Annotated in this window: 21 protein-coding genes; 14 read left to right on the plus strand and 7 right to left on the minus strand. The window is 61.3% G+C overall.

From position 1 onward, the window contains the following. Positions 1–655: 655 nt before the first annotated feature. From ACFSGJ_RS18910 to ACFSGJ_RS18920, 3 genes are read right to left on the minus strand one after another with little or no spacing between them, the layout of a single operon-like run. A complete protein-coding gene (locus ACFSGJ_RS18910) occupies positions 656–1,549 on the minus strand; it encodes a hypothetical protein (RefSeq protein WP_390265502.1) in 894 nt (297 codons plus the stop codon). Beyond that, positions 1,539–2,693 carry a UDP-galactopyranose mutase gene (locus ACFSGJ_RS18915; protein WP_390265504.1) on the minus strand — a complete coding sequence of 385 codons (1,155 nt, stop codon included), beginning with the start codon at positions 2,691–2,693 and terminating at the stop codon, positions 1,539–1,541. Before ACFSGJ_RS18915 ends, ACFSGJ_RS18910 begins: the two co-directional genes overlap by 11 nt. 49 nt (positions 2,694–2,742) lie before the next feature. Continuing rightward, positions 2,743–3,246, minus strand: a complete 504-nt coding sequence (locus ACFSGJ_RS18920; RefSeq protein ID WP_390265506.1) for a MarR family winged helix-turn-helix transcriptional regulator — start codon at positions 3,244–3,246, stop codon at positions 2,743–2,745. Between the two features lie 279 nt (positions 3,247–3,525). Between ACFSGJ_RS18920 and ACFSGJ_RS18925 the strand changes: the two genes are divergently transcribed. The 6 genes from ACFSGJ_RS18925 (at position 3,526) to ACFSGJ_RS18950 (ending at position 8,402) form a co-directional block, all read left to right on the plus strand. Continuing rightward, positions 3,526–4,332, plus strand: a complete 807-nt coding sequence (locus ACFSGJ_RS18925; protein WP_390265508.1) for a sulfotransferase family 2 domain-containing protein — start codon at positions 3,526–3,528, stop codon at positions 4,330–4,332. 96 nt (positions 4,333–4,428) lie between these two features. Beyond that, positions 4,429–5,211: a sulfotransferase family 2 domain-containing protein gene (locus ACFSGJ_RS18930; protein WP_390265510.1), complete on the plus strand. Its 783-nt coding sequence runs from the start codon at positions 4,429–4,431 to the stop codon at positions 5,209–5,211. Positions 5,212–5,553: 342 nt separating this feature from the next. Beyond that, entirely contained in the window at positions 5,554–6,186 is a 633-nt protein-coding gene (clpP, locus tag ACFSGJ_RS18935) for an ATP-dependent Clp endopeptidase proteolytic subunit ClpP (protein ID WP_390265512.1), read from the plus strand. 134 nt (positions 6,187–6,320) lie between these two features. Continuing rightward, on the plus strand, positions 6,321–7,586 hold the full coding sequence (clpX, locus tag ACFSGJ_RS18940; protein WP_390265514.1) for an ATP-dependent Clp protease ATP-binding subunit ClpX: 1,266 nt from the start codon (positions 6,321–6,323) through the stop codon (positions 7,584–7,586). 79 nt (positions 7,587–7,665) lie between these two features. Beyond that, positions 7,666–8,040 (plus strand): NADH:ubiquinone oxidoreductase subunit NDUFA12, encoded by a 375-nt coding sequence (locus ACFSGJ_RS18945; protein WP_390265516.1) that lies wholly within the window; start codon positions 7,666–7,668, stop codon positions 8,038–8,040. Further along, positions 8,025–8,402, plus strand: coding sequence for a DUF2155 domain-containing protein (locus ACFSGJ_RS18950; protein WP_390265518.1), 378 nt, complete (start codon positions 8,025–8,027; stop codon positions 8,400–8,402). The genes ACFSGJ_RS18945 and ACFSGJ_RS18950 overlap by 16 nt, the downstream gene beginning before the upstream one ends. Here ACFSGJ_RS18950 and aat read toward each other — a convergent pair. From aat to accB, 3 genes are read right to left on the minus strand one after another with little or no spacing between them, the layout of a single operon-like run. After that, positions 8,392–9,018, minus strand: a complete 627-nt coding sequence (gene aat, locus ACFSGJ_RS18955) for a leucyl/phenylalanyl-tRNA--protein transferase (RefSeq protein WP_390265767.1) — start codon at positions 9,016–9,018, stop codon at positions 8,392–8,394. The genes ACFSGJ_RS18950 and aat overlap by 11 nt on opposite strands. Before the next feature lie 49 nt (positions 9,019–9,067). Then, entirely contained in the window at positions 9,068–10,414 is a 1,347-nt protein-coding gene (gene accC / locus ACFSGJ_RS18960; RefSeq protein ID WP_390265520.1) for an acetyl-CoA carboxylase biotin carboxylase subunit, read from the minus strand. A gap of 10 nt (positions 10,415–10,424) precedes the next feature. Continuing rightward, complete coding sequence (accB, locus tag ACFSGJ_RS18965; RefSeq protein WP_390265522.1) at positions 10,425–10,913, minus strand: acetyl-CoA carboxylase biotin carboxyl carrier protein; 489 nt, start codon at positions 10,911–10,913, stop codon at positions 10,425–10,427. Positions 10,914–11,193: 280 nt separating this feature from the next. Between accB and ACFSGJ_RS18970 the strand changes: the two genes are divergently transcribed. Next, on the plus strand, positions 11,194–12,528 hold the full coding sequence (locus ACFSGJ_RS18970) for an NAD(P)-dependent oxidoreductase (RefSeq protein ID WP_390265524.1): 1,335 nt from the start codon (positions 11,194–11,196) through the stop codon (positions 12,526–12,528). 55 nt (positions 12,529–12,583) lie between these two features. Further along, positions 12,584–13,888, plus strand: a complete 1,305-nt coding sequence (gene preA / locus ACFSGJ_RS18975) for an NAD-dependent dihydropyrimidine dehydrogenase subunit PreA (protein ID WP_390265526.1) — start codon at positions 12,584–12,586, stop codon at positions 13,886–13,888. Between the two features lie 3 nt (positions 13,889–13,891). Here preA and ACFSGJ_RS18980 read toward each other — a convergent pair whose 3' ends face one another. Then, positions 13,892–14,503 (minus strand): TetR family transcriptional regulator C-terminal domain-containing protein, encoded by a 612-nt coding sequence (locus tag ACFSGJ_RS18980; RefSeq protein WP_390265528.1) that lies wholly within the window; start codon positions 14,501–14,503, stop codon positions 13,892–13,894. A 256-nt stretch (positions 14,504–14,759) separates the two neighbouring features. Between ACFSGJ_RS18980 and aptA the strand changes: the two genes are divergently transcribed. The 6 genes from aptA (at position 14,760) to ACFSGJ_RS19010 (ending at position 21,643) form a co-directional block, all read left to right on the plus strand. Beyond that, entirely contained in the window at positions 14,760–16,085 is a 1,326-nt protein-coding gene (gene aptA / locus ACFSGJ_RS18985; RefSeq protein ID WP_390265530.1) for an omega-aminotransferase AptA, read from the plus strand. A gap of 78 nt (positions 16,086–16,163) precedes the next feature. Further along, the gene (locus tag ACFSGJ_RS18990; protein ID WP_390265532.1) at positions 16,164–17,414 is read left to right on the plus strand and encodes a Zn-dependent hydrolase; all 1,251 of its coding nucleotides are present in this window, start codon (positions 16,164–16,166) and stop codon (positions 17,412–17,414) included. A 36-nt stretch (positions 17,415–17,450) separates the two neighbouring features. After that, the gene (hydA, locus tag ACFSGJ_RS18995; protein WP_390265534.1) at positions 17,451–18,902 is read left to right on the plus strand and encodes a dihydropyrimidinase; all 1,452 of its coding nucleotides are present in this window, start codon (positions 17,451–17,453) and stop codon (positions 18,900–18,902) included. Continuing rightward, positions 18,902–19,681: an ABC transporter ATP-binding protein gene (locus tag ACFSGJ_RS19000; protein WP_390265536.1), complete on the plus strand. Its 780-nt coding sequence runs from the start codon at positions 18,902–18,904 to the stop codon at positions 19,679–19,681. Before hydA ends, ACFSGJ_RS19000 begins: the two co-directional genes overlap by 1 nt. Then, positions 19,674–20,570: an ABC transporter permease gene (locus ACFSGJ_RS19005; RefSeq protein ID WP_390265538.1), complete on the plus strand. Its 897-nt coding sequence runs from the start codon at positions 19,674–19,676 to the stop codon at positions 20,568–20,570. The genes ACFSGJ_RS19000 and ACFSGJ_RS19005 overlap by 8 nt, the downstream gene beginning before the upstream one ends. A gap of 260 nt (positions 20,571–20,830) precedes the next feature. Further along, entirely contained in the window at positions 20,831–21,643 is an 813-nt protein-coding gene (locus tag ACFSGJ_RS19010; RefSeq protein ID WP_390265769.1) for an ABC transporter permease, read from the plus strand. The last annotated feature ends 6 nt before the right edge of the window (positions 21,644–21,649 follow it).

Here is a 21,649-nt window from a genome sequence, read left to right on the forward strand (position 1 = left end):
TTCAGCCGCTCCATCTGCTCGTCCGTCAGCCAGAAAAGATTGCTCATCATGCCCCCCGTCAGCGCGGAGCGCTTGAATCACGCAGGGGCGGCGACATCAAGCCAATCAATGGGTCCTGACCCTAGGCCCGATTCAGCGCAGGATCCTCGGTCCACTGCGAGATTTTATAGGAGCTGCCGCCGAGCTGGAACTTGAAGTGATCTACGTGAAGTTTTTCGACAAGTCGGATAGCGGCATGCATGGGTTCCTCAGTAGGAACGGTGTGTCTCTGCCCGTCATATCTCGTCATAATCTCATGCAAAACGGACTGCCTTTTAGAAGTGGTGACATCTGCATAACTAGCCGCTTCCATTTTCACCTTCTCGCCTCTAGGCTTGGCGCGAAGGGTCTGGTTTTGCACGATGGAGGTAGCTACTATAGCGCCAAGCACAATTCTGTAATGGCGCTTGGTTCTAATTGGCAATATTTTTCGCAGCACCTTGAGCAGAATTCGGAGGTGAAAGTCGAAAATATTCGACCGCCTCAGATCGATGAAAGAACAAATCACGACTTGAAGGTCGACGTTATTAAGCCCCTGATTTCACTATACTCCTAAAATTAATCGGCGCCCTATCTGTGGCGCCGATTGCTTCAGTGTTTGACGCAAAGAAACCAGTTACTCAAGTAGGTCCGCGAGACCAGCAACACCGCGACGTCGCTTCGAAAAGCTATCGAGGGTTTTTCTTTCTGCTTCATCTAGAGGGCCAAGTGCGTCTAGGTATTGGCCTAGCATCGGCCCCGGAACCTTGTTCGCAATCATGGTGCGCATCTTTACCAGGTATTTTTGGCGGTCAACTGCCGGATGATACATGGTGTTCCCCATGTCATGATTCGCGACATCGAAAAACATATAAGGTCGCGAAGTTGAGAAAGTCTCCGAAAGCTGCGGGAAATAGTTAAATACGTCACCTACATCTAGACCGGCGAGCGCCGCTTCTGTCCCGACGAAGGCTTCGCAATGAGGCCACTGGTCGACGCCGGAGTTTGAAATTTCAACTCGTCTCTTGGTCATAAACTCCGCAGTTGCTTTTGAAAAGCCGAGGAAAATGATAAGAGCGCCATAAATGTCTTCATTTCCGTAAATTTTCTCGAGATTCTGGCGCCACTTCCAACGTCTCCCCCTGGTCTTGTAATTCGCCACCACAAGTTCATGCTTCGACATCTCTTCAAGTTTCGCTTTCCAAGCGGCAGGATCTTGAACGCTTGGAACAACGTCGTTTTCCACAACGTAACAAAACTCGTCATCTTCCATGGTGGAGGCGACGGCGGCCATTGTATAGTCACCGCAATACCATGCTGCCTTGCCCTCAGGTTTAGCTGGTAGCCCATCCTCGGACAGTTTATTGAGGTTAAAGCTAACCTTCTGGTAATTCGTATCAATAGTTTGATTTGTTTCATCCAAGAGCAGACCTACTCTCCCTGGCAGTACACCGCTCCATTTCTCGTAGAGAAAGTCGATACGAGGATCAATGTAGTGGGTTCTGATTAGCAGGCGCAACTTAGTTGACATTAGCCTCTACCTTTTCTCCTCGCTCCATAAGCCACTTGTTGGCCTTCTGAAGCGATTGATTGATTACTTGGTGCATGTCGAGATATTGGTAAGTGCCACATCTCCCGATAAATGCAGTGCGACCTTCAATCTCCATTGCGAGCGCTTTATATTTGTCATAGAGCAGTGTGGAGGCACCGTCTGACCGCTTTACAGGGTAGTAACGTTCGAAGTTGTTATCTCTGTAATCGCATGGCTCCTCCCGAGTAACGGGCTGAACAGAGCTCGGCTTCACAGCGTGACCTGGTAGACGGCGCCAGTAGGTCTCCCGTGTGTACGGTCCGGAATCTGTGAAGTTTAGTACGGATGCACCTGTTTCATCACCAACGTCTTGGATCCGGGTGTGAAACTTGATCGAGCGGTAAGGAAGGTCTCCTTCGCAAAAGCCGAAGTATTCATCAATAGGCATCGAGTTAAAGGTGTAGTCATAAAATTGCTCTCGCGACCTATCGAATGACTCATTGAGATGGACCTCAATGGAGGGGTGGTCGAATATGCGCCGGAACAGTTCCGTGTAGCCGTCCGCAGGAAGGCCTTGAAACGTGTCGTCTGGGAAATAATCTCTGTTATCGTCTGCTCTGAGCGGAATACGTTTCACTACGCTTGCGTCAAGATCTTCCAGGTCCAGATCCCACATCTTTTTCGTATACGGGCGAAAGAAAGTGTCGGTCAACTCGCGCCCGAGGCGGCTATTTAGGTATTCCGCCGCATTTGCGGGATTTGAGATTCCGACTGCTTGCGCGGCCAATAGATTGTTCACCGAACCTTCCCCGTCCAGTGACACATTAAAAAATCGTTCTAATGTTGTCTTGTTGATCGGAAGAGGGGCCAGCTGACCGGATGGCAAAAGGGCGTCAACGAAATGTCGATAGGGAAGCCACTCTGTGAAGCGAGACAGCCACTTAACGACTCCCATGTTCGATGTATGGAACAAGTGCGGACCGTAAACGTGCACTCGAGTGCCGGTGGCGTCAACCTCATCATATGCGTTACCTGCGATATGATGTCGCTTGTCTATAACCGTTATGTGATATCCGGCTTCCGCAAGTGTTCGCGCAAACACAGCGCCAGCAAAGCCAGCACCTACTACCAAGACACTTCTCAAAGGCATCTCCTTTTACTTTTATAAGTCACGTGTTGCGAAGCACGTGACGCTAGCTCTCCAAATCACGGTCTGAGGGAGTAGATGCGTTCTGACGCCGAGCCTCGAAAGCAGGCGCCAGCAGCTTCAGTTGGGGAAGAGCTTTAGCGGCAGCTGCTGAACGCTTCTTGGGGTTCTTCGCAAGAACCAAGGATATGAGCTGCTCCTCAATTGCTTGGACTGCGGCCAAGCCCGTGTCAGTCGAGGAGATTATCATCGCGCGGGAGGCTTCGTCAGATTCGTCAATTGAGATCAACTCCGCTGCCGCAAGTTTTCTAACTGACTGGGCTATCGCTTGCCGCGTAATGCCCATCTTTCGAGCAACTGCGAATGGCCTTGATGGACCTTCCGCCGCTAAAGTCTCAAGCAGCAGCCACTGCGACATCGTTAACGCTGGATCTTGCTTCCGTAAGAGCTTGTCGAGGTTTCCGCTCAATCGCCCAACGAAAAGCATCAATTCTCTGATCTGCTCACCAGACTCTTCGTCCCCAGCCGTAGAAGGGCTAACGTCGGTCATCTTATCCTCGTGATCCTGTGGCCTCGTCCTAAGGAACAGCTTGGGCCGGGGGTCCAATGGAGTCAAGTGAATTTACTACGGCGGCATGGGTCGCGCTTTGCTGTGGTACATGCGCATGAGCGTCTTGACGCGCTTAGATCTCTGGTTTCTACAGGTGTTGTGCTAAATTTTCCGGATCGTGCTTCGCTTCTAGTCGGTCTAGGGCGGCATGAGGGCTGATGTTGTAGCTGAGGCGATGACGGAGATGTACCGGCAGACGCCATAGCAATTGGAGCGACAATGACGAGTTTCAGTGATTTTAAGCGGTTGCCGGTTGAGGCTTACTGCAATCGGCTCCGGGCTTCCGGTGGCCTATGGATCTTTCATCACATCCCGAAGACCGCGGGCTCGTCTTTGACCCGGGAGTTAAGAATTATCTTGCCGCCATACCGTAACATCTGCGCAGAGGAGGTCCCGGGGCAAGCTGAGGACCGAAACGCTCAGTTGATGCAGGCCGTTGAAGTGTTTTTGCGGGACAGTTCGTCTACGAGCTTTAGATCGGCCTCGGGCCACCTGCGCTGGCCTCACATCCTTCGGATACAGGAAGGTTTTCCCAACGCAAAGCTATTCACCTTCTTGCGAGATCCGGTGGACCGCGTGGTATCCGACTATCGCTACGCAAAGACGCCTAAGCACCCGTCTCATGAGGTTTTTCAGAAGCGGTTTCCTTCGTTGGAGCACTACATCGAAAGCCCCGAAGCTCAGAATAAAATGTGGAAGTTCTTGACGGGAAAGAAAGATGCGGTCTCGACCTCCGTTCGTAGCGTGTTCGATTCCTACACCTTTGTGGGATTGCTCGAGAGCATCGAAAGCGATTTCCTCTTCTTCTCATCTATCAATGGCTGCCCGAGACGCATGGGGGCACGGGCCAACGTCACCAAACCCCAGACTGATAACGTCGTCGAGATGGATCGAAGCCTGAGAGAACGCATCGAATCGTTAAATCCGCGCGACATGGAGCTTTACTCAACAGTCAAGCAGGTGCTTGATGCCAAGAGGCAGGAAATGCAGGCTCAAGTGGAAGCCCGTCGCGCTCTTTGGTCATGACTTTCTGTGCTGTCGCATCGTTCTTAGGGGTGGTGCGGGTGTTGCGTTCGTCATGGGGCGGGTTTATTCGTCCTGTGCCGGAATGGGAGAATAATAATGCGGTTTAGTCAACTCAACGATGAAACTGTCCATGAGTACCTTTCGGCGAACACTGACTCTACAACCCCGTGGATTTTCCAGCACATTCCGAAGACGGCCGGTTCTTCCCTGACGGCCGAGCTTTCTCGCCATCGGTCGCCGTACGTGAACCTGTTCGTCGATGACTCGAGCGCCATCCCTTATAGGCAGCAAATGATGCAGCACGCTGCTAGCGTCGAGCCTGTGTCAGACGGGCGTCCGCTGAGGTCCCTCTCGGGCCACTTCACGCATGACGAAATTGACGTGCTTCAGGGGCGGCTTCCTGACGCCCGCCTCTTCACCTTCGTCAGGAGCCCGGTGGAACGAGTCATCTCGGATTTTCGCTACTCAAGAACACCTCAGCACCCTGATTGGCGGAAAGTCATTGAGGACTTCCCCACTTTGGACGCGTTCATTGAGCACTCGTCTGCCGCGCGCAATCAGATGGCGTTCTTCATGCTCGGTGTCCGGGAGGGGGATCCGACCGAGATCGCCACAGCGGCTATGAAGCGGTTCAACTTCGTCGGATCGCTCGACAGCTATGATGTGAGCTTCCGCGCGCTATCCCTGATGCTGTGGACGCAGTCTGAGCCGACGGTGCATGCCCGGCCCACGCGCGAGACAGCGGAGAACAAGGTCGAGATCACTAACGGACAGATCGCCAGGATCAAGGAGCAGAACGCGCTCGATCAGGCGATCTTCAACAGGGTGACGAAGAAGCTCAGCTTCATTGAACAATACCTGAACAAAGCCGCTGCTTAATCGAGTGAGGCGGGGCGAGGTCCCTCCTTTCAAGCTCCCTTCCGGAGCGCCTTCCGCTGGACGTCTGCGCGACTCGCCTTGCTCAGCCTCGTCACAACGGCGTTGAAATCATGACACAATCCAAGGATTGTGGATCTTGCGCCCCGTTTGAGCCGGGAAAGCCGTACCATCGCCGACTCCGCACTGGTTGGCTGAGCCGCGGAAAGCCGCCTTCTCACGATTTGACTCAGGCAGGCGACGCTTTATCACCCCCGCCCCTTGCAGGGGTTTCGCTGCGCCACTAAGACTCTGTCAAGCATCAGGCGATAGACAGACGGCACCAATAGCAGGCAGGCGCTTCCCATGAGAGATCCGATCGACACCTACATGAACACGCTCGTCCCAATGGTGGTCGAACAGACCAGCCGCGGTGAGCGCGCCTACGACATCTTTTCTCGCCTGCTGAAAGAGCGGATTATCTTCCTGTCCGGGCCGGTGCATGACGGAATGTCGTCGCTGATCGTCGCGCAGCTTCTGCACCTTGAGGCCGAGAATCCGTCCAAGGAAATCTCGATGTATATCAACAGCCCAGGCGGTGTCGTGACCTCCGGGCTGTCGATTTATGACACCATGCAGTATATCCGCCCCAAGGTTTCGACGCTGGTGGTGGGGCAGGCGGCCTCAATGGGATCGCTGCTCCTTGCGGCTGGCGAAAAGGGAATGCGCTTTTCGCTGCCGAACAGCCGCATCATGGTGCATCAGCCCTCCGGCGGGTTCCAGGGGCAGGCCACCGACATCGCGCTGCATGCGCGTGAGATCCTTGAACTCAAGGAGCGGCTCAACAAGATCTATGTGAAACATACTGGCCAACCGCTTGAGAAAGTCGAAGATGCGCTTGAACGTGACAACTTCATGACTGCGGAAAAGGCAAAAGACTGGGGGCTGATCGACGAAATCGTCGAGAGCCGCGGTAAAATGGAAGACACGTCAAAGTGATAATGGGGGTCTGTGGCGGAACTGCCGCAGCCACCAATTTGGCGTTGTGAAGGATGGGGGGCTGTCCTAGAGTCGAGGGGCAGACCGATCGGCCCAGGGCCGCCCACTGCGAAAGACAACCGCAGAGGTAACACATGGCGAATAATTCCGGCAGCGACGGCAAGAACACTCTCTACTGTTCCTTTTGCGGCAAAAGCCAGCATGAGGTCCGAAAGCTGATCGCCGGCCCCACCGTGTTCATTTGCGATGAATGCGTCGAACTTTGCATGGATATCATCCGTGAAGAGACCAAGAGTTCGGGTCTCAAGGCCACCGACGGCGTGCCCACGCCGCGCGACATCTGCAACGTGCTGGACGATTACGTCATCGGTCAGGCCCATGCAAAACGCGTGCTGTCGGTTGCGGTGCACAACCATTACAAGCGGCTGAACCACTCGGGTAAATCCGGCGATATCGAGCTGTCGAAGTCGAACATCCTGCTGATCGGGCCGACCGGCTGCGGCAAGACGCTGCTCGCCCAGACGCTTGCACGTATTCTCGACGTCCCCTTCACGATGGCGGATGCCACCACGCTGACCGAGGCCGGCTATGTTGGCGAGGACGTGGAAAACATCATCCTCAAGCTGCTGCAAGCGAGCGAGTATAATGTCGAGCGGGCCCAACGTGGCATCGTCTATATCGACGAGGTCGACAAGATCACCCGCAAGTCCGACAACCCCTCGATCACCCGCGACGTGAGCGGGGAGGGCGTTCAGCAGGCCCTGCTGAAGATCATGGAGGGCACTGTGGCCTCTGTGCCGCCGCAGGGCGGGCGCAAGCATCCGCAGCAGGAGTTCCTGCAAGTCGATACGACCAACATCCTGTTCATCTGCGGCGGCGCTTTTGCCGGGTTGGAGCGGATCATATCGCAGCGCAACAAAGGCTCCGCCATGGGCTTTGGCGCCGATGTGAAAGACAAGGACAGCCGCGGAGTTGGTGAACTCTTCAAGGAGCTTGAGCCGGAAGACCTTCTGAAATTCGGCTTGATCCCGGAGTTTGTCGGTCGTCTGCCTGTCATCGCCACTCTGACCGATCTGGATGAGGCGGCACTGATCACGATCCTGACCGAGCCCAAGAACGCGCTGGTCAAGCAGTATCAGCGGCTCTTCGACATCGAGGGTGTCAGTCTGACCTTCACCGACGATGCGCTGCGCGCGATTGCCAAGCGGGCGATCAAGCGCAAGACCGGTGCGCGTGGATTGCGTTCGATCATGGAGGATATCCTGCTCGATACCATGTTCGAACTTCCGGGTATGGATGGCGTCGAAGAGGTTGTCGTTAACGAGGAGGCTGTGTCCGCCGAGGTGAAGCCGCTCTTGATCTATGCAGAGCGCAAGGGCGAATCCGCGACGGCGGGCTGATCCGGCCATTTCACTGGACCTTTCGCTGCGTCTCGTCCATATGAGAGCCGTATCTTGGCGGCACTTTCCGGAGGCATGAATGGAAACCCTGAAGCGCATTCTGACCTGGTGGAACAGCCAGACGGTGGGGACGCAGTTCTTCACCTGGCGCTTCGGGAACAAGGTGGGCGAGGACGAATACGGCAACGTCTTCTATCGCAACGCCGATAACAGCCGCCGCTGGGTGATCTACAAGGGCGAATCCGAGGCGAGCAAGATTTCCCCGGAATGGCATGGCTGGCTGCATCACACCTGGAATGAGCCGCCGACCGAGCGTCCGCTTGCGCGCAAGGTGTGGGAAAAGCCGCATCAGGAAAACCTCACGGGCTCCGCGGCAGCCTATGCCCCGCCGGGCTCGATCCGCCGGGCTGCGCCAGAGCCAAAGAAGGACTATGAGGCGTGGCAGCCGGAGTGATGATGCGCTGGCTTGCCGTGCTTGCCGCATTGACCGTTGCGGCACCTGCGACAGCGCAGGAGGTCTCGCAGGCGAATGCTGCAGTCTTCCGTTGGCTCGACAAGGTGTCGGGCGTGGCGACCGACGTCGAGGTGCCGGCCGGGCAGGAGGTGACCGAGGGGCGCCTGCTGATCTCGCTTCGCGAATGCCGCTATCCGACGGAAGATCCGTCTTCCAACGCCTATGCCTATCTGGTGGTTCAGGATCAGCTCTACCCCGACTCGCCCGTGTTCGAGGGCTGGATGATAGCTGACAGCCCGGCGCTCAGCGCGCTGGATCATTCCCGTTACGATCTTTGGCTGCTGCGCTGCGTCACGCCCTGACGCGCGCGGACAGCAGTTCCTGTGGTGCCGGAATGGCCGTGGGAAAGGATGACGGCAGCCGCAAGGCCCAGGCCAGCCGCCGATGATATTCGCTGCGCGGGATTTCGACGGCGCCGAGGGTCGCCAGATGCGGGGTCAGGAACTGGGTGTCGAAGAGGACAAACCCGCCCGACCGCAAAATATGCACAAGATAGGCCAGCGCGATCTTTGAGCCGTCCCTACGGCGGGAAAACATGCTCTCCCCGAAAAACGCAGCCCCTAGCCGGACGCCATAGACCCCACCGGCAAGCATGCCCCCTTCCCACACCTCGACGGAATGGGCGTCGCCGGTTTCGTGCAGCGCCTGATAAAGTTCGCGGATCGAGGTGTTGATCCAGGTGTCGGGCCGGTCGGCGCAGGCGTCCACGACCTCGGCAAAGGCGCTGTCGATCCGGATGTCATGGGGCCGCGTCAGAAGGCTGCGCCGCAGCGAGCGGGAGATGTGAAAGCCGTCCAGCGGAATGATGCCGCGCCGGCGCGGATCGACCCAGTGCAATTCGGCAGAATGGCGCGAGTCTGCCATGGGAAAGATCCCTGCCGCATAGGCACCGAGCAATAGTTCGGGGGTGACGCGCATCATGACGATATCCGCGTGGAAGGGACCCCTGCCACGCGGACCGGTTTCATCAGCCGATATTCTCGGCCAGCCACTTTTCCAGCCAGTGGATGTTGTAATCGCCGGCGAGGATGTCGGGTTCGTCCAGCAGCGCGTGGAAGAGCGGGACGGTGGTATCGACGCCATCAACGATCAGTTCGCCAAGCGCGCGGCGCAGACGTGCCAGTGCCTCTGGGCGGTCACGTCCGTGGACGATCAGCTTGCCGATCAGGCTGTCGTAATAGGGCGGGATCCGGTAGCCGCCGTACAGCGCCGAATCCATCCGCACCCCCAGCCCGCCCGGCGCGTGAAACACATTCACGAGGCCGGGGCAGGGCGCGAAGTTCGGCAGCTTTTCGGCGTTGATCCGCACCTCAATGGCATGCCCGTTCAGCGACAGATCCTCCTGTCCGAAGGACATCGGCAAGCCGGAGGCCACACGGATCTGTTCCCGCACGAGATCGACGCCAAAGATCGCCTCGGTCACCGGATGCTCCACCTGAAGGCGGGTGTTCATCTCGATGAAATAGAACTCACCGTCCTCAAAGAGGAACTCGATCGTCCCCGCGCCGCGATAGCCGATCCGGGCGATGGCCTCGGCGCAGGTCTTGCCGATGCGCGCGCGGGTCTCGGCGTCGATGGCCGGCCCGGGGGCTTCCTCGAAAACCTTCTGGTGGCGGCGCTGCAGCGAACAATCCCGTTCGCCCAGATGCACCGCACCGCCATTGCCGTCGCCAAAGACCTGAATCTCGATGTGACGTGGGCGGCCCAGGTATTTCTCGATATAGACCTCGTCATTGCCAAAGGCCGCCTTGGCCTCGGCGCGGGCGGTGCGGAAGGCGGTCTCCAGCTCATCTGCGGCTTTGGCAAGCTTCATGCCGCGGCCACCGCCGCCGGCCGTCGCCTTGATGATGACCGGATATCCGATTTCCCCCGCCACGCGGCGCGCGGTGTCCATGTCGGGCACACCGCCGTCGGAACCGGGGACGCAAGGAACACCCAGCGCCTTCATCGTGTCCTTGGCGGTGATCTTGTCGCCCATCATGCGGATATGTTCCGCCGTGGGGCCGATGAAGGTGATCCCGTGATCCTCGACGATCTGCACGAAGTTGGCGTTTTCCGACAGGAAGCCATAGCCGGGGTGGATCGCCTCGGCGCCCGTGATCTCGCAGGCGGCGATGATGGCGGGGATGGACAGATAGCTGTCGGTCGAGGGCGGGGGGCCGATGCAGATCGCCTCATCCGCCATGCGGACATGCATTGCATCGCTGTCGGCGGTCGAATGGACGGCCACCGATTTGATCCCCATCTCGCGGCAGGCCCGGATGACGCGAAGCGCAATCTCGCCGCGATTGGCGATCAGGATCTTGTCAAACATACTGTCTGCCTTATTCGATGATCATCAGGGGCGCGCCGTATTCAACCGGGCTGCCATCGGCGACGAGGATGCGCTTGACCGTGCCGGACCGCGGCGCGGGAATGTGGTTCATGGTCTTCATCGCCTCGATGATCATCAGCGTCTGACCTTCGCGGACAGTGGCGCCGACCGAGACAAAGGCGTCAGCGCCGGGTTCGGGCGCCATATAGGCGGTGCCGACCATGGGCGAGGTGACGGCACCGGGGTGCTGCGCCGGATCGGCATCGGCCTGCGCCGGTGCGGCGGGGGGCGCCGAGGGGGCGGCGGGTGCCGCGACTGCGGCCGCCGGGGCCGCCGAAACGGTTGTCACCACATTCGTCTGCTTGGAGACGCGCACGTTCAGGCTGTCATTCTCGCCGTATTCGCGCTTCACGGAAAGCTCGGTCAGATCGTTCTTGTTGAGAAGCTCCGCCAGAGCCTGGATGAAGGCCACGTCAGCGGTATTGCGGTCTTTCGTCATGCCGTCCTCGAAATGTCTGGTAGGCGGGCTGCCCCAGGGGCAGGCCGTGCCAAGCTGAGCCGCTTATACGTCAGAGGCCCATGGGTGAAAAGCATCCTTTCTACCGGGCCGACCAGGGGGCATTTCCGAGGCGCCCGAAAAATCGGCAGATGCCTGCGGAACGGCGGTCTCTTTGACAGCTGTGCCTCGATTTTTCGCCCCCTGAAAAATTTACCGTTTGATAAAAAATGGACCCTGTGGCAGCGTTTTCCAAAAGAACAACGCCAACGGGAGATGAGATTTGACCAACAGCCAGCTGACCCCGGGCATCGTGCCGGGACGCCTGCCAGCAGAGGTGATCGCGCGTAACTTTCAGGATGTGGAGCCGCCGCTCGACCCGCATGAGGCGCTCGTCGCCGCGGACCGCTGCTATTTCTGCCATGACGCGCCCTGCATGACGGCCTGTCCGACCACGATCGACATCCCTCTTTTCATCCGCCAGATCGCGACCGGCACCCCCGAGGCTGCGGCGCGCACGATCCTGAACCAGAATATCCTGGGCGGCATGTGCGCCCGCGTCTGCCCGACCGAACAGTTGTGCGAGGAAGCCTGCGTGCGTGAGACCGCCGAGGGCAAGCCGGTCGAGATCGGGCGGCTTCAGCGCTATGCGACCGACCGGATCATGGCGCGGGGCGTCCATCCATTCACCCGGGCGACACCAACCGGCAAACGTGTGGCCGTCGTGGGTGCGGGCCCTGCGGGTCTTTCGGCCGCGCACCGGCTGGCGATGAAGGGCCATGACGTCACGATCTTCGATGCGCGGCCCAAGCCGGGTGGTCTTAACGAATACGGGATCGCCGCCTACAAGGCGACCAACGACTTTGCCCAGCAAGAGGTCGAGTGGCTTTTGTCCATTGGCGGGATCGTCGTGAAGAACGACATGGCGCTGGGGCGCGAGATCAGCCTCGAAACGCTGCGGGCCGAATACGACGCGGTGTTCCTGGGCGTGGGCCTTGCCGGGGTGAACGCCCTGCGGGTCGAGGGCGAGGAGAAGGAGGCCGTCACCAACGCCGTCGACTACATCGCCACCCTGCGGCAGGCGGATGACAAGTCGGCGCTGCCGGTGGGGCGTGACGTGGTGGTGATCGGCGGCGGCATGACGGCGGTCGATGTGGCGGTGCAGTCGAAACTGCTGGGCGCGGAAAACGTCACCATTGTCTATCGCCGCGGGCAGGACCGGATGAGCGCGTCGCGCCATGAGCAGGACCATGCCCTGTCTACCGGCGTGCGGATCATCTGCAACGCCGCGCCGCTCCGGGTGATCGGCAATGGCGCGGTGCGCGAGGTCGAATTTGCCTATACCCATGACAGCGGCGCAGGGCTGACCATCGGGAACGAGACCTTCCGCCTGAAGGCCGATCAGCTTTTCAAGGCGATCGGCCAGACGCTGGAAGGCGGGGCCGAGGGGCTTGCGATCGAGGGCGGCAAGATCGCCATAACCGGCGCGGGCCGCACGACCCTGCCGGGCGTCTGGGCGGGGGGCGACTGCGCCCAGGGCGGCGACGACCTGACCGTGACTGCGGTGGCCGAAGGCCGCGACGCCGCCGAGGACATCCACGCCGCGCTTACCGCCTGACACAAAGGCCTCCGGGCCAACCGGGGGCGCATCCGACATCAGGGAGACCAGCATCATGGCCAATCTCGCGACCGATTTCATCGGCATCAAGTCACCGAACCCGTTCTGGCTGGCCTCGGCCCCGCCGACGGACAAGGAATACAACGTCCGCCGCGCCTATGAGGCCGGCTGGGGCGGCGTCGTCTGGAAGACGCTGGGCGCCGAAGGCCCGCCCGTCGTCAACGTCAACGGCCCCCGTTACGGTGCGGTCTGGGGCGCGGACCGGCGGCTTCTGGGCCTCAACAACATCGAACTGATCACCGACCGCCCACTGGAGGTGAACCTGCGCGAGATCAAGTCGGTCAAGCGCGACTATCCGGACCGGGCGCTGATCGTCAGCCTCATGGTGCCCTGCGACGAGGAAAGCTGGAAAGCGATCCTGAAGCATGTCGAAGATACCGGCGCGGACGGGGTGGAACTGAACTTCGGGTGCCCGCATGGCATGGCCGAACGCGGCATGGGCAGCGCCGTCGGGCAGGTGCCGGAATATATCGAGATGGTGACGCGCTGGGTGAAACAGCACAGCCGCATGCCCTGCATCGTCAAGCTGACGCCCAACATCACCGATATCCGCAAACCGGCCGAGGCCGCAAAGCGGGGCGGTGCCGATGCGGTGAGCCTGATCAACACGATCAACTCGATCACCGGCGTGAACCTCGACAGCTTCAGCCCCGAACCGATGATCGACGGCAAGGGCACCCATGGCGGATACTGCGGGCCTGCGGTCAAGCCCATTGCGCTGAACATGGTCGCGGAAATCGCCCGCAGCCCGGAGACCCACGGCCTGCCGATCTCGGGCATCGGGGGGGTCACCACCTGGCGTGACGCGGCCGAGTTCATGGCGCTGGGGGCGGGCAATGTGCAGGTCTGCACGGCGGCCATGACCTATGGCTTCAAGGTCGTGCAGGAGATGATCTCGGGCCTGTCGCAGTGGATGGACGAAAAGGGGATCACCTCGGTTCAGGAGGTCGTCGGCCGCGCGGTACCGAATGTGACCGACTGGCAGTATCTGAACCTCAACTACGTCACCAAGGCGCGGATCGATCAGGATCTCTGCATCAAGTGTGGCCGCTGCTATGCTGCCTGCGAGGATACGAGCCACCAGGCCATCGCCATGAACCCCGGCCGCGTGTTCGAGGTGAAGGACGACGAATGCGTCGCCTGCAACCTTTGCGTCAATGTCTGCCCGGTGGAGGACTGCATCACGATGGAGCGTCTGGTCCCCGGCTCGGTCGATCCCCGCACGGGGCGAGTGGTCGAGGTCGCCGCGGCCGACTGGACGCAGCATCCGAACAACCCGATGGCCCGCGCGGCCGAGTGATCCCTATCCGCCGGGGGTCAAGGCCCGGCGGAAGAATGTCGTCAGGTGCGCCTCGGCGCTGGCAATCGGGTCGTCCTGGCCCAGGACAAGGCGCACCTGAATGTCGAAATCGGCGTAATGCTGGGTCGTGGCCCAGATCGTGAAGATCAGATGATGCGGGTCGAGCGCCGCGATCCGTCCGGCCGCAATCCAGTCGCGGATCGTTCCCGCCTTCTGGTCGACCAGCGGTTTCAGCTGCTCGACAATCGCCGCCTGCATCCGCGGCGCCCCCTGAAGAACCTCATTCGCGAACAGCCGGCTTTCCCGGGGAAAGTCGCGGCTCATCTCCAGCTTGCGGCGGATGTAGCCCAGAATCTCTTCGACCGGGTCGCCTGCGGGATCGAGTTCGCGCAACGGATCGAGCCATGTGTCCATCAGCCCGGTCAGCAGCGTGACATGAATCGCCTCTTTCGATGCAAAGTAATAAAGCAGGTTCGGCTTGGACAGCCCCGCCTGTTCCGCGATCTGGTCCAGCGTCGCGCCGCGGAACCCGTGCTGCGAAAAGACCTCGAGCGCGGCGTCCAGAATGGCCTGCATGTTCTTGCGCTGGATTCGTGTGCGGGGCCGGGGCGACATGGGAACTCCTGCCGGGGTGGGATGGTCCATTTCAGTCCTGTCCTTCCCGCCCGTTCAAGCGGTGCTTACAACTTCTTGCGTCTCGGCGTCGCGATGCCTTAAATTGAGGCAGCGGAAACGGGCTCCCGGGCGGGCGCCGATCTCTCGCCTTGACTGGTTCCGGTGCTCTGTTAGCGTCACCTTGACCATTTGGTCAAATATGGAAAGCAACCCGCGCCGGCGGCGCATCGGCAGCGGAACCAGAGGGGGTCGCCAGATGGCGCTCGATCGCAATGTAGTCCCGAACGATCTGAATGCGTTCTGGATGCCGTTCACCGCAAACCGTCAGTTCAAGAAGGCCCCGCGCATGTTCGTCGCGGCCGAGGGCATGTTTTACACCACCGCGGATGGGCGGCAGGTGCTGGACGGAACCGCGGGTCTCTGGTGCTGCAATGCGGGTCACAAGCGCCCAAGGATCGTCGAGGCGATCCAGAAGCAGGCGGCAGAGCTTGACTATGCGCCCGCCTTCCAGATGGGCCACCCCAAGGCATTCGAGCTTGCCAACCGTATCATCGACATCGCCCCCAAGGGCATCGAGCATGTGTTCTACACCAACTCTGGATCGGAGTCGGTCGAAACGGCGCTGAAGCTCGCCATCGCCTATCACCGCGCGCGGGGCGAGGGCACGCGGACCCGGCTGATCGGGCGTGAGCGCGGCTATCACGGGGTGAACTTCGGCGGGATTTCCGTCGGCGGGATCGTCAACAACCGCAAGTTCTTTGGCACGATGCTCGCGGGTGTCGATCATCTGCCGCATACGCATCTGCCGGAAAACGCCTTCACCAAGGGCCAGCCCGAACACGGCGCGCATCTGGCCGACGATCTGGAGCGGATCATCGCGCTGCACGGCCCGGAAACCATCGCCGCCGTGATCGTCGAGCCAATGGCGGGATCGACCGGCGTGCTGCTGCCGCCCAAGGGCTATCTGGAAAAGCTGCGGGCAATCACGAAAAAGCACGGCATCCTCTTGATCTTCGATGAGGTCATCACCGGCTTTGGCCGCCTGGGGAGCGCCTTTGCCGCGCAGCATTACGACGTGCTGCCCGACATGATGACGACGGCCAAGGGCCTCACGAACGGCGTCATCCCGATGGGCGCGGTGCTGACCACGGCCGAGGTGCATGACGCCTTCATGCAGGGGCCGGAGCACATGATCGAGCTGTTCCACGGCTATACCTATTCCGGCAACCCTATCGCCGCCGCCTGTGGCATCGCCACGCTGGAAACCTACAAGGAAGAAGGGCTGTTCGAACGCGCGGCGGAACTCGCCCCCTATTGGCAAGAGGCGCTGCATTCGCTCAAGGGCCTGCCGCATGTCATCGACATCCGCAACGAAGGCCTGATCGGCGCGGTGGAACTCGAACCCATCGCGGGGGAACCCACCAAGCGCGCCTTCAGCGCCTTCCTCGAATGCTATGAAAAGGGCGTGCTGATCCGCACCACCGGCGACATCATCGCCATGTCGCCGCCGCTGATCATCGAGAAGGAACATATCGACCAGTTGATCGGAACGCTGGGCGACGTTCTGAAATCCCTCGCCTGAAGAGGGCAAGACGACGAGAAGACGACGGTAAAGGGCGGCACAAGACCGCCTGCCGGAAATCCAACAGAGAGAATGAAGATGCCGGCACCCGCCGAGAACATGAAGATCAATGCCGACCGCCTGTGGCAAAGCCTCTCCGACATGGCCAGGATCGGCCCGGGCGTTGCAGGCGGCAACAACCGCCAGACGCTGACCGATGCGGATGCCGAGGGGCGCGCCCTTTTCCAGTCCTGGTGCGAGGATGCGGGCTGTTCCATGGGGCTTGACCAGATGGGCAACATGTTCGCGATGCGCGCGGGCACTGACCCCGACGCGCTGCCGGTCTATGTCGGCAGCCATCTGGATACCCAGCCCACCGGCGGGAAATATGACGGTGTGCTGGGCGTGCTGGGCGGGCTGGAGCTTATCCGCAGCCTGAATGACATGGGCATCCGCACCCGTCACCCGATCGTCGTCACCAACTGGACGAATGAAGAGGGCACGCGCTATGCCCCTGCCATGCTCGCCTCGGGCGTCTTTGCGGGCATCCATACGCAGGACTGGGCCTATGACCGCTTGGATGCCGATGGCAAGCGGTTCGGGGACGAACTGGCGCGGATTGGCTGGAAGGGCGACGAAGAGGTCGGCGCCCGCAAGATGAAGGCGTTCTTTGAACTCCACATCGAACAGGGTCCCATACTGGAGGCCGAGGGCAAGGACATCGGTATCGTTACCCATGGCCAGGGCCTTTGGTGGTTGCAGGTCACGCTGACCGGCAAGGACGCCCATACCGGATCGACGCCGATGCACATGCGGGTGAACGCAGGCCTCGGCATGGCGCGGATCACCGAACTGGTCCACCGCATCGCGATGGAAAACCAGCCTGACGCGGTGGGGGCCATCGGCCATGTCAATGTCTATCCGAACAGCCGCAACGTGATCCCGGGCAAGGCGGTCTTTACCATCGACTTCCGCTCGCCCGATCAGGCAAAGCTCGACCGGATGAAAACGCGGCTGGAGACCGAGGCGCCGCAGATCGCCGCCGAGCTGGGCCTGCAGATCGAGATCGAGGTCGCGGGACATTTTGACCCGGTGACTTTTGACGCCGGATGCGTCGACGCGCTGCGTCGGGCGGCGGACCGGCTGGGCTACAGCCATCGCGACATCGTTTCCGGCGCCGGGCATGACGCCTGCTGGATCAACCGGGTCGCGCCCACGGCTATGGTCATGTGTCCCTGCGTGGACGGTCTCAGCCATAACGAGGCCGAGGAGATCACACGGGACTGGGCCGCGGCCGGTGCGAACGTGCTGTTCCACGCCGTCGTCGAGACGGCCGGGATCGTCGAATAAGGCGGCAAACCGCCACCAGAAGACAGGGAGAGACCGATGACCACAGTCATCAAGAACGGGACCATCGTCACGGCCGATCTGACCTACAAGGCGGATGTGCTGGTCGAGGGGGGCAGGATCGCGAAGATCGGGCAGGGGCTTTCCGGCGACAAGGTGCTGGACGCCACCGGTTGCTATGTCATGCCCGGCGGGATCGACCCGCATACCCATCTGGAAATGCCCTTCATGGGGACCTATTCCGCCGATGATTTCGACAGCGGCACCCGGGCGGCGCTGGCCGGTGGCACGACGATGGTGATCGACTTCGCGCTGCCGTCGCCGGGGCAGGGGCTCCTGGATGCGCTGGCGATGTGGCACAACAAGTCCACCCGCGCGCATTGCGATTACAGCTATCACATGGCGATCACCTGGTGGGGCGAACAGGTCTTTGACGAGATGGCCGAGGTCGTGGATCGCGGCATCACCAGCTTCAAGCATTTCATGGCCTACAAGGGCGCGCTCATGGTCAATGACGATGAGCTGTTCGCGAGCTTCCGCCGCTGCGCCGAACTGGGCGCGCTGCCGATGGTCCATGCCGAAAACGGTGACGTGGTGGCAGAGCTTTCCGCCCGCCTTCTGGCCGAGGGCAACCGCGGACCCGAGGCCCATGCCTATTCCCGTCCGCCGCAGGTCGAGGGCGAGGCCACGAACCGCGCCATCATGATTGCCGATATGGCGGGCGTGCCGCTTTACGTCGTCCATACAAGCTGCGAGGAAAGCCACGAAGCCATTCGTCGCGCCCGGATGCAGGGCAAGCGGGTCTATGGAGAGCCGCTGATCCAGCACCTCACCCTTGACGAAACCGCGTATTTCAACGCCGACTGGGACCACGCCGCCCGCCGCGTGATGTCGCCGCCCTTCCGCAACAGGCAGCACCAGGACAGCCTTTGGGCCGGGCTTTCGGCAGGCTCGCTTCAGGTGGTCGCGACGGATCATTGCGCCTTCACCACCGATCAGAAACGGTTCGGCAAAGGCGATTTCACAAAGATCCCGAACGGCACCGGCGGGCTGGAGGATCGGCTGCCCATGCTCTGGACCCACGGGGTGAACACGGGCCGGATCACGATGAACGAGTTCGTCGCCGTGACCTCTACCAATGTCGCCAAGATCATGGGGATGTATCCGCGCAAGGGGGCGGTGCTGGAAGGGGCCGATGCCGATCTGGTCGTCTGGGACCCGCAGGCGGAAAAGACGATCAGCGCCAGCCGCCAGCAATCCGCCATCGACTACAACGTGTTCGAGGGCCAAAAGGTCAAGGGCCTGCCCCGCTTCACCCTGACCCGTGGCCATGTCGCCGTGACCGAGGGCGCGATGAGCAGCAAGGAAGGCCACGGCGAGTTCATCGCCCGCGCGCCGAACGGCCCGGTCAACCGCGCGCTCAGCCAGTGGAAGGAACTGACGGCGCCGCGCCCGGTGGAACGCAGCGGCATCCCGGCCAGCGGCGTCTGATGGCACCGCCTGTGATCGAGGCCCACGCGCTGGGCCTGACCTTTCAGACCAATGACGGCCCGGTCCATGCGCTCAAGGACGTGAACCTGACGATCGGCAAGGGCGAGTTCGTGAGCTTCATCGGCCCGTCGGGCTGTGGCAAGACGACCTTCCTGCGCGCGGTCGCGGCGCTGGAACATCCGACTGAAGGCACGCTGACCGTCAACGGGATGACGCCAGATGCGGCGCGGCAGGCCCGCGCCTATGGCTATGTCTTTCAGGCGGCGGGGCTTTACCCGTGGCGCACCATCGCCGGCAACATCAGGCTGCCGCTGGAGATCATGGGCTTTGACCGCGCCGAACAGGCCGCGCGGGTGGAACGGGTTCTTGAACTGGTGGAACTGGAGGGCTTCGGCAACAAGTTCCCCTGGCAGCTCTCGGGCGGGATGCAGCAGCGCGCCAGCATCGCCCGCGCGCTGGCCTTCGACGCCGATATCCTGCTGATGGACGAACCCTTCGGCGCGCTGGACGAGATCGTGCGCGACCACCTGAACGAGCAGCTTTTGCAGCTTTGGGCGCGCACCGGCAAGACGATCGGCTTTGTAACCCATTCGATCCCCGAGGCGGTCTATCTGAGCACGAAGATCGTCGTCATGTCGCCCCGCCCCGGCCGCATCACCGACGTGATCGAAAGCCCGCTGCCGCGCGAACGCCCGCTCGACATCCGCGATACGCCGCAGTTCATCGAGGTGGCGCACCGGGTCCGCGAAGGTCTGCGGGCGGGGCATGGCCATGACTAGGGTGCTGCCGGTCCTGACGGTGGTCCTGGCGATCCTTGCGATCTGGTATGCGGGCGCTGTCTGGATGAACGCGCAATGGACACGGGATCAGGCTGCGCGCGCGGGGCAGGAGGTGACCTTCCCCGACATCCTGCGCGATACGATGGTGCAGGACCGGCCCGTTCTGCCGGCGCCGCATCAGGTGGTGGCCGAGCTCTGGAATTCCACGGTGGTCGAGGAACTGACATCCCGTCGCGGGATCGTGCAGTCGGGGACGCTGTCGAACCGCAGCCTGATCTATCACGGCTGGATCACGCTTTCCGCCACATTGCTGGGGTTCCTGATCGGATCGGGGCTGGGGATCGTGCTTGCGGTGGGGATCGTCCACAACCGCGCGATGGATCTTTCGGTGATGCCTTGGGCCATCGCCAGCCAGACGATCCCGATCCTTGCCATCGCGCCGATGATCATCGTCGTGCTGAACTCGGTCGGGGTGACGGGATTGCTGCCCAAGGCGATCATTTCCGCCTATCTCTCGTTCTTTCCCGTGGTCGTCGGGATGGTCAAGGGCCTGCGCGCCCCCGATCACATGCAGCTCGACCTGATGAAGACCTACAACGCAAGCCGGGCGCAGGTCTTTGCCAAGCTGCGGCTGCCGTCCTCGATGCCCTATCTCTTTGCCTCGCTCAAGGTTGCCATCGCGGCCTCGCTGGTGGGGGCCATCGTGGGTGAGCTTCCGACCGGGGCGGTGGCGGGCCTGGGTGCGCGTCTGCTGGCGGGCAGCTACTATGGCCAGACGGTTCAGATCTGGGCGGCCCTGATCGCGGCGGCGGTGCTGGCGGGGCTGATGGTCGGGCTGATCGGGCTGATCCAGCGGCAGGCGCTGCGCCGCATGGGGATGGCACGATGAGGCGCGCGTTTATCGCCCCCGGCGCTGTGCAGCGGGCTGGCATGGCGGCCGCGCTTGTCGTGGCGCTGCTGCTTGGGGCGGCCCCGGTCGCGGGCTTTGCGCCACTGCTTGCGGCAATCGCCGTGGCCTTCGCCCTGCCCGGGGCCGCAGGCCTTCCGGTCTTTGGCCTCCTCCTGCTGCTCGGCGCCCTGGCGCTGGTGGGGGCGCCGCCCGCGCCGGCCTATTGGGCGGGGGTGGTCGCCGTCTGGCTGGGCGCGTGGATGCTGGTCGCGCGGCTCGCCGCGTTGCGGGTGCAGGGGTCGCTGGGCCGCGCCTTGCGTCTGGCTGCGCCGCTGATCTTTGGCCTGACCCTCTTGTGGTTGTGGGAGGCCATCGTGACGGGCGCCGCCGTCCCGCGGGTGATCCTGCCCGCGCCCTCGGCGATTGCAGAACGCTTTGCGGCCAGCACCTCGATCCTCTGGGTCGACTTCGTGCAGACCTTCGTCAAGGGGGCGCTGAGCGGATATGCGATGGGATGCGGCGCGGCGACCCTGCTTGCCATCCTGATCGACCGCTCGCCGTTCCTGACGCGGGGCCTGTTGCCGGTGGGCAATTTCGTCGCGGCGCTGCCGATCATCGGGATCGCACCCATCCTTGTGATGTGGTTCGGCTTTGACTGGCAATCCAAGGCGGCGGTCGTGGCCGTGATGGTGTTCTTTCCGGTCCTCGTGAACACGGTCGAGGGCTTGCGCGCCGCCGACCCGATGCAGCGCGACCTGATGCACACCTATTCCGCCAGCTACTGGCAGGCGCTGTGGAAGCTGCGCCTGCCCGCCGCCATGCCGTTCATCTTCAACGGGCTCAAGATTGCGACAACGCTTGCCCTGATCGGGGCGATTGTCGCCGAATTTTTCGGCAGTCCGATCCGGGGCATGGGTTTCCGCATTTCGACCGAGGTCGGGCGGCTGCGTCTTGACATGGTCTGGGCTGAGATCGCGGTGGCGGCAGCCGCGGGTTCGGCATTCTACGGAATTGTCGCGGCGATCGAACGCCGGGTGACCTTTTGGCACCCGTCGCAAAGGGGCCGTGGATGATGCAAC

Origin of the sequence: Halodurantibacterium flavum (genome assembly GCF_042681825.1) — a bacterium.
Lineage (GTDB): Bacteria > Pseudomonadota > Alphaproteobacteria > Rhodobacterales > Rhodobacteraceae > Halodurantibacterium > Halodurantibacterium flavum.

What these genes read in the sequence shown, in the direction of transcription:
- ACFSGJ_RS18910 (WP_390265502.1), bottom strand. Translation starts at nt 1,549, where the DNA reads ATGTCAACTAAGTTGCGCCTGCTAATCAGAACCCACTACATTGATCCT.
- ACFSGJ_RS18920 (WP_390265506.1), bottom strand. Translation starts at nt 3,246, where the DNA reads ATGACCGACGTTAGCCCTTCTACGGCTGGGGACGAAGAGTCTGGTGAG.
- ACFSGJ_RS18925 (WP_390265508.1), top strand. Translation starts at nt 3,526, where the DNA reads ATGACGAGTTTCAGTGATTTTAAGCGGTTGCCGGTTGAGGCTTACTGC.
- ACFSGJ_RS18930 (WP_390265510.1), top strand. Translation starts at nt 4,429, where the DNA reads ATGCGGTTTAGTCAACTCAACGATGAAACTGTCCATGAGTACCTTTCG.
- clpP (WP_390265512.1), top strand. Translation starts at nt 5,554, where the DNA reads ATGAGAGATCCGATCGACACCTACATGAACACGCTCGTCCCAATGGTG.
- clpX (WP_390265514.1), top strand. Translation starts at nt 6,321, where the DNA reads ATGGCGAATAATTCCGGCAGCGACGGCAAGAACACTCTCTACTGTTCC.
- ACFSGJ_RS18945 (WP_390265516.1), top strand. Translation starts at nt 7,666, where the DNA reads ATGGAAACCCTGAAGCGCATTCTGACCTGGTGGAACAGCCAGACGGTG.
- aat (WP_390265767.1), bottom strand. Translation starts at nt 9,018, where the DNA reads ATGCGCGTCACCCCCGAACTATTGCTCGGTGCCTATGCGGCAGGGATC.
- accC (WP_390265520.1), bottom strand. Translation starts at nt 10,414, where the DNA reads ATGTTTGACAAGATCCTGATCGCCAATCGCGGCGAGATTGCGCTTCGC.
- accB (WP_390265522.1), bottom strand. Translation starts at nt 10,913, where the DNA reads ATGACGAAAGACCGCAATACCGCTGACGTGGCCTTCATCCAGGCTCTG.
- preA (WP_390265526.1), top strand. Translation starts at nt 12,584, where the DNA reads ATGGCCAATCTCGCGACCGATTTCATCGGCATCAAGTCACCGAACCCG.
- ACFSGJ_RS18980 (WP_390265528.1), bottom strand. Translation starts at nt 14,503, where the DNA reads ATGTCGCCCCGGCCCCGCACACGAATCCAGCGCAAGAACATGCAGGCC.
- aptA (WP_390265530.1), top strand. Translation starts at nt 14,760, where the DNA reads ATGGCGCTCGATCGCAATGTAGTCCCGAACGATCTGAATGCGTTCTGG.
- ACFSGJ_RS18990 (WP_390265532.1), top strand. Translation starts at nt 16,164, where the DNA reads ATGCCGGCACCCGCCGAGAACATGAAGATCAATGCCGACCGCCTGTGG.
- hydA (WP_390265534.1), top strand. Translation starts at nt 17,451, where the DNA reads ATGACCACAGTCATCAAGAACGGGACCATCGTCACGGCCGATCTGACC.
- ACFSGJ_RS19000 (WP_390265536.1), top strand. Translation starts at nt 18,902, where the DNA reads ATGGCACCGCCTGTGATCGAGGCCCACGCGCTGGGCCTGACCTTTCAG.
- ACFSGJ_RS19005 (WP_390265538.1), top strand. Translation starts at nt 19,674, where the DNA reads ATGACTAGGGTGCTGCCGGTCCTGACGGTGGTCCTGGCGATCCTTGCG.
- ACFSGJ_RS19010 (WP_390265769.1), top strand. Translation starts at nt 20,831, where the DNA reads ATGCTGGTCGCGCGGCTCGCCGCGTTGCGGGTGCAGGGGTCGCTGGGC.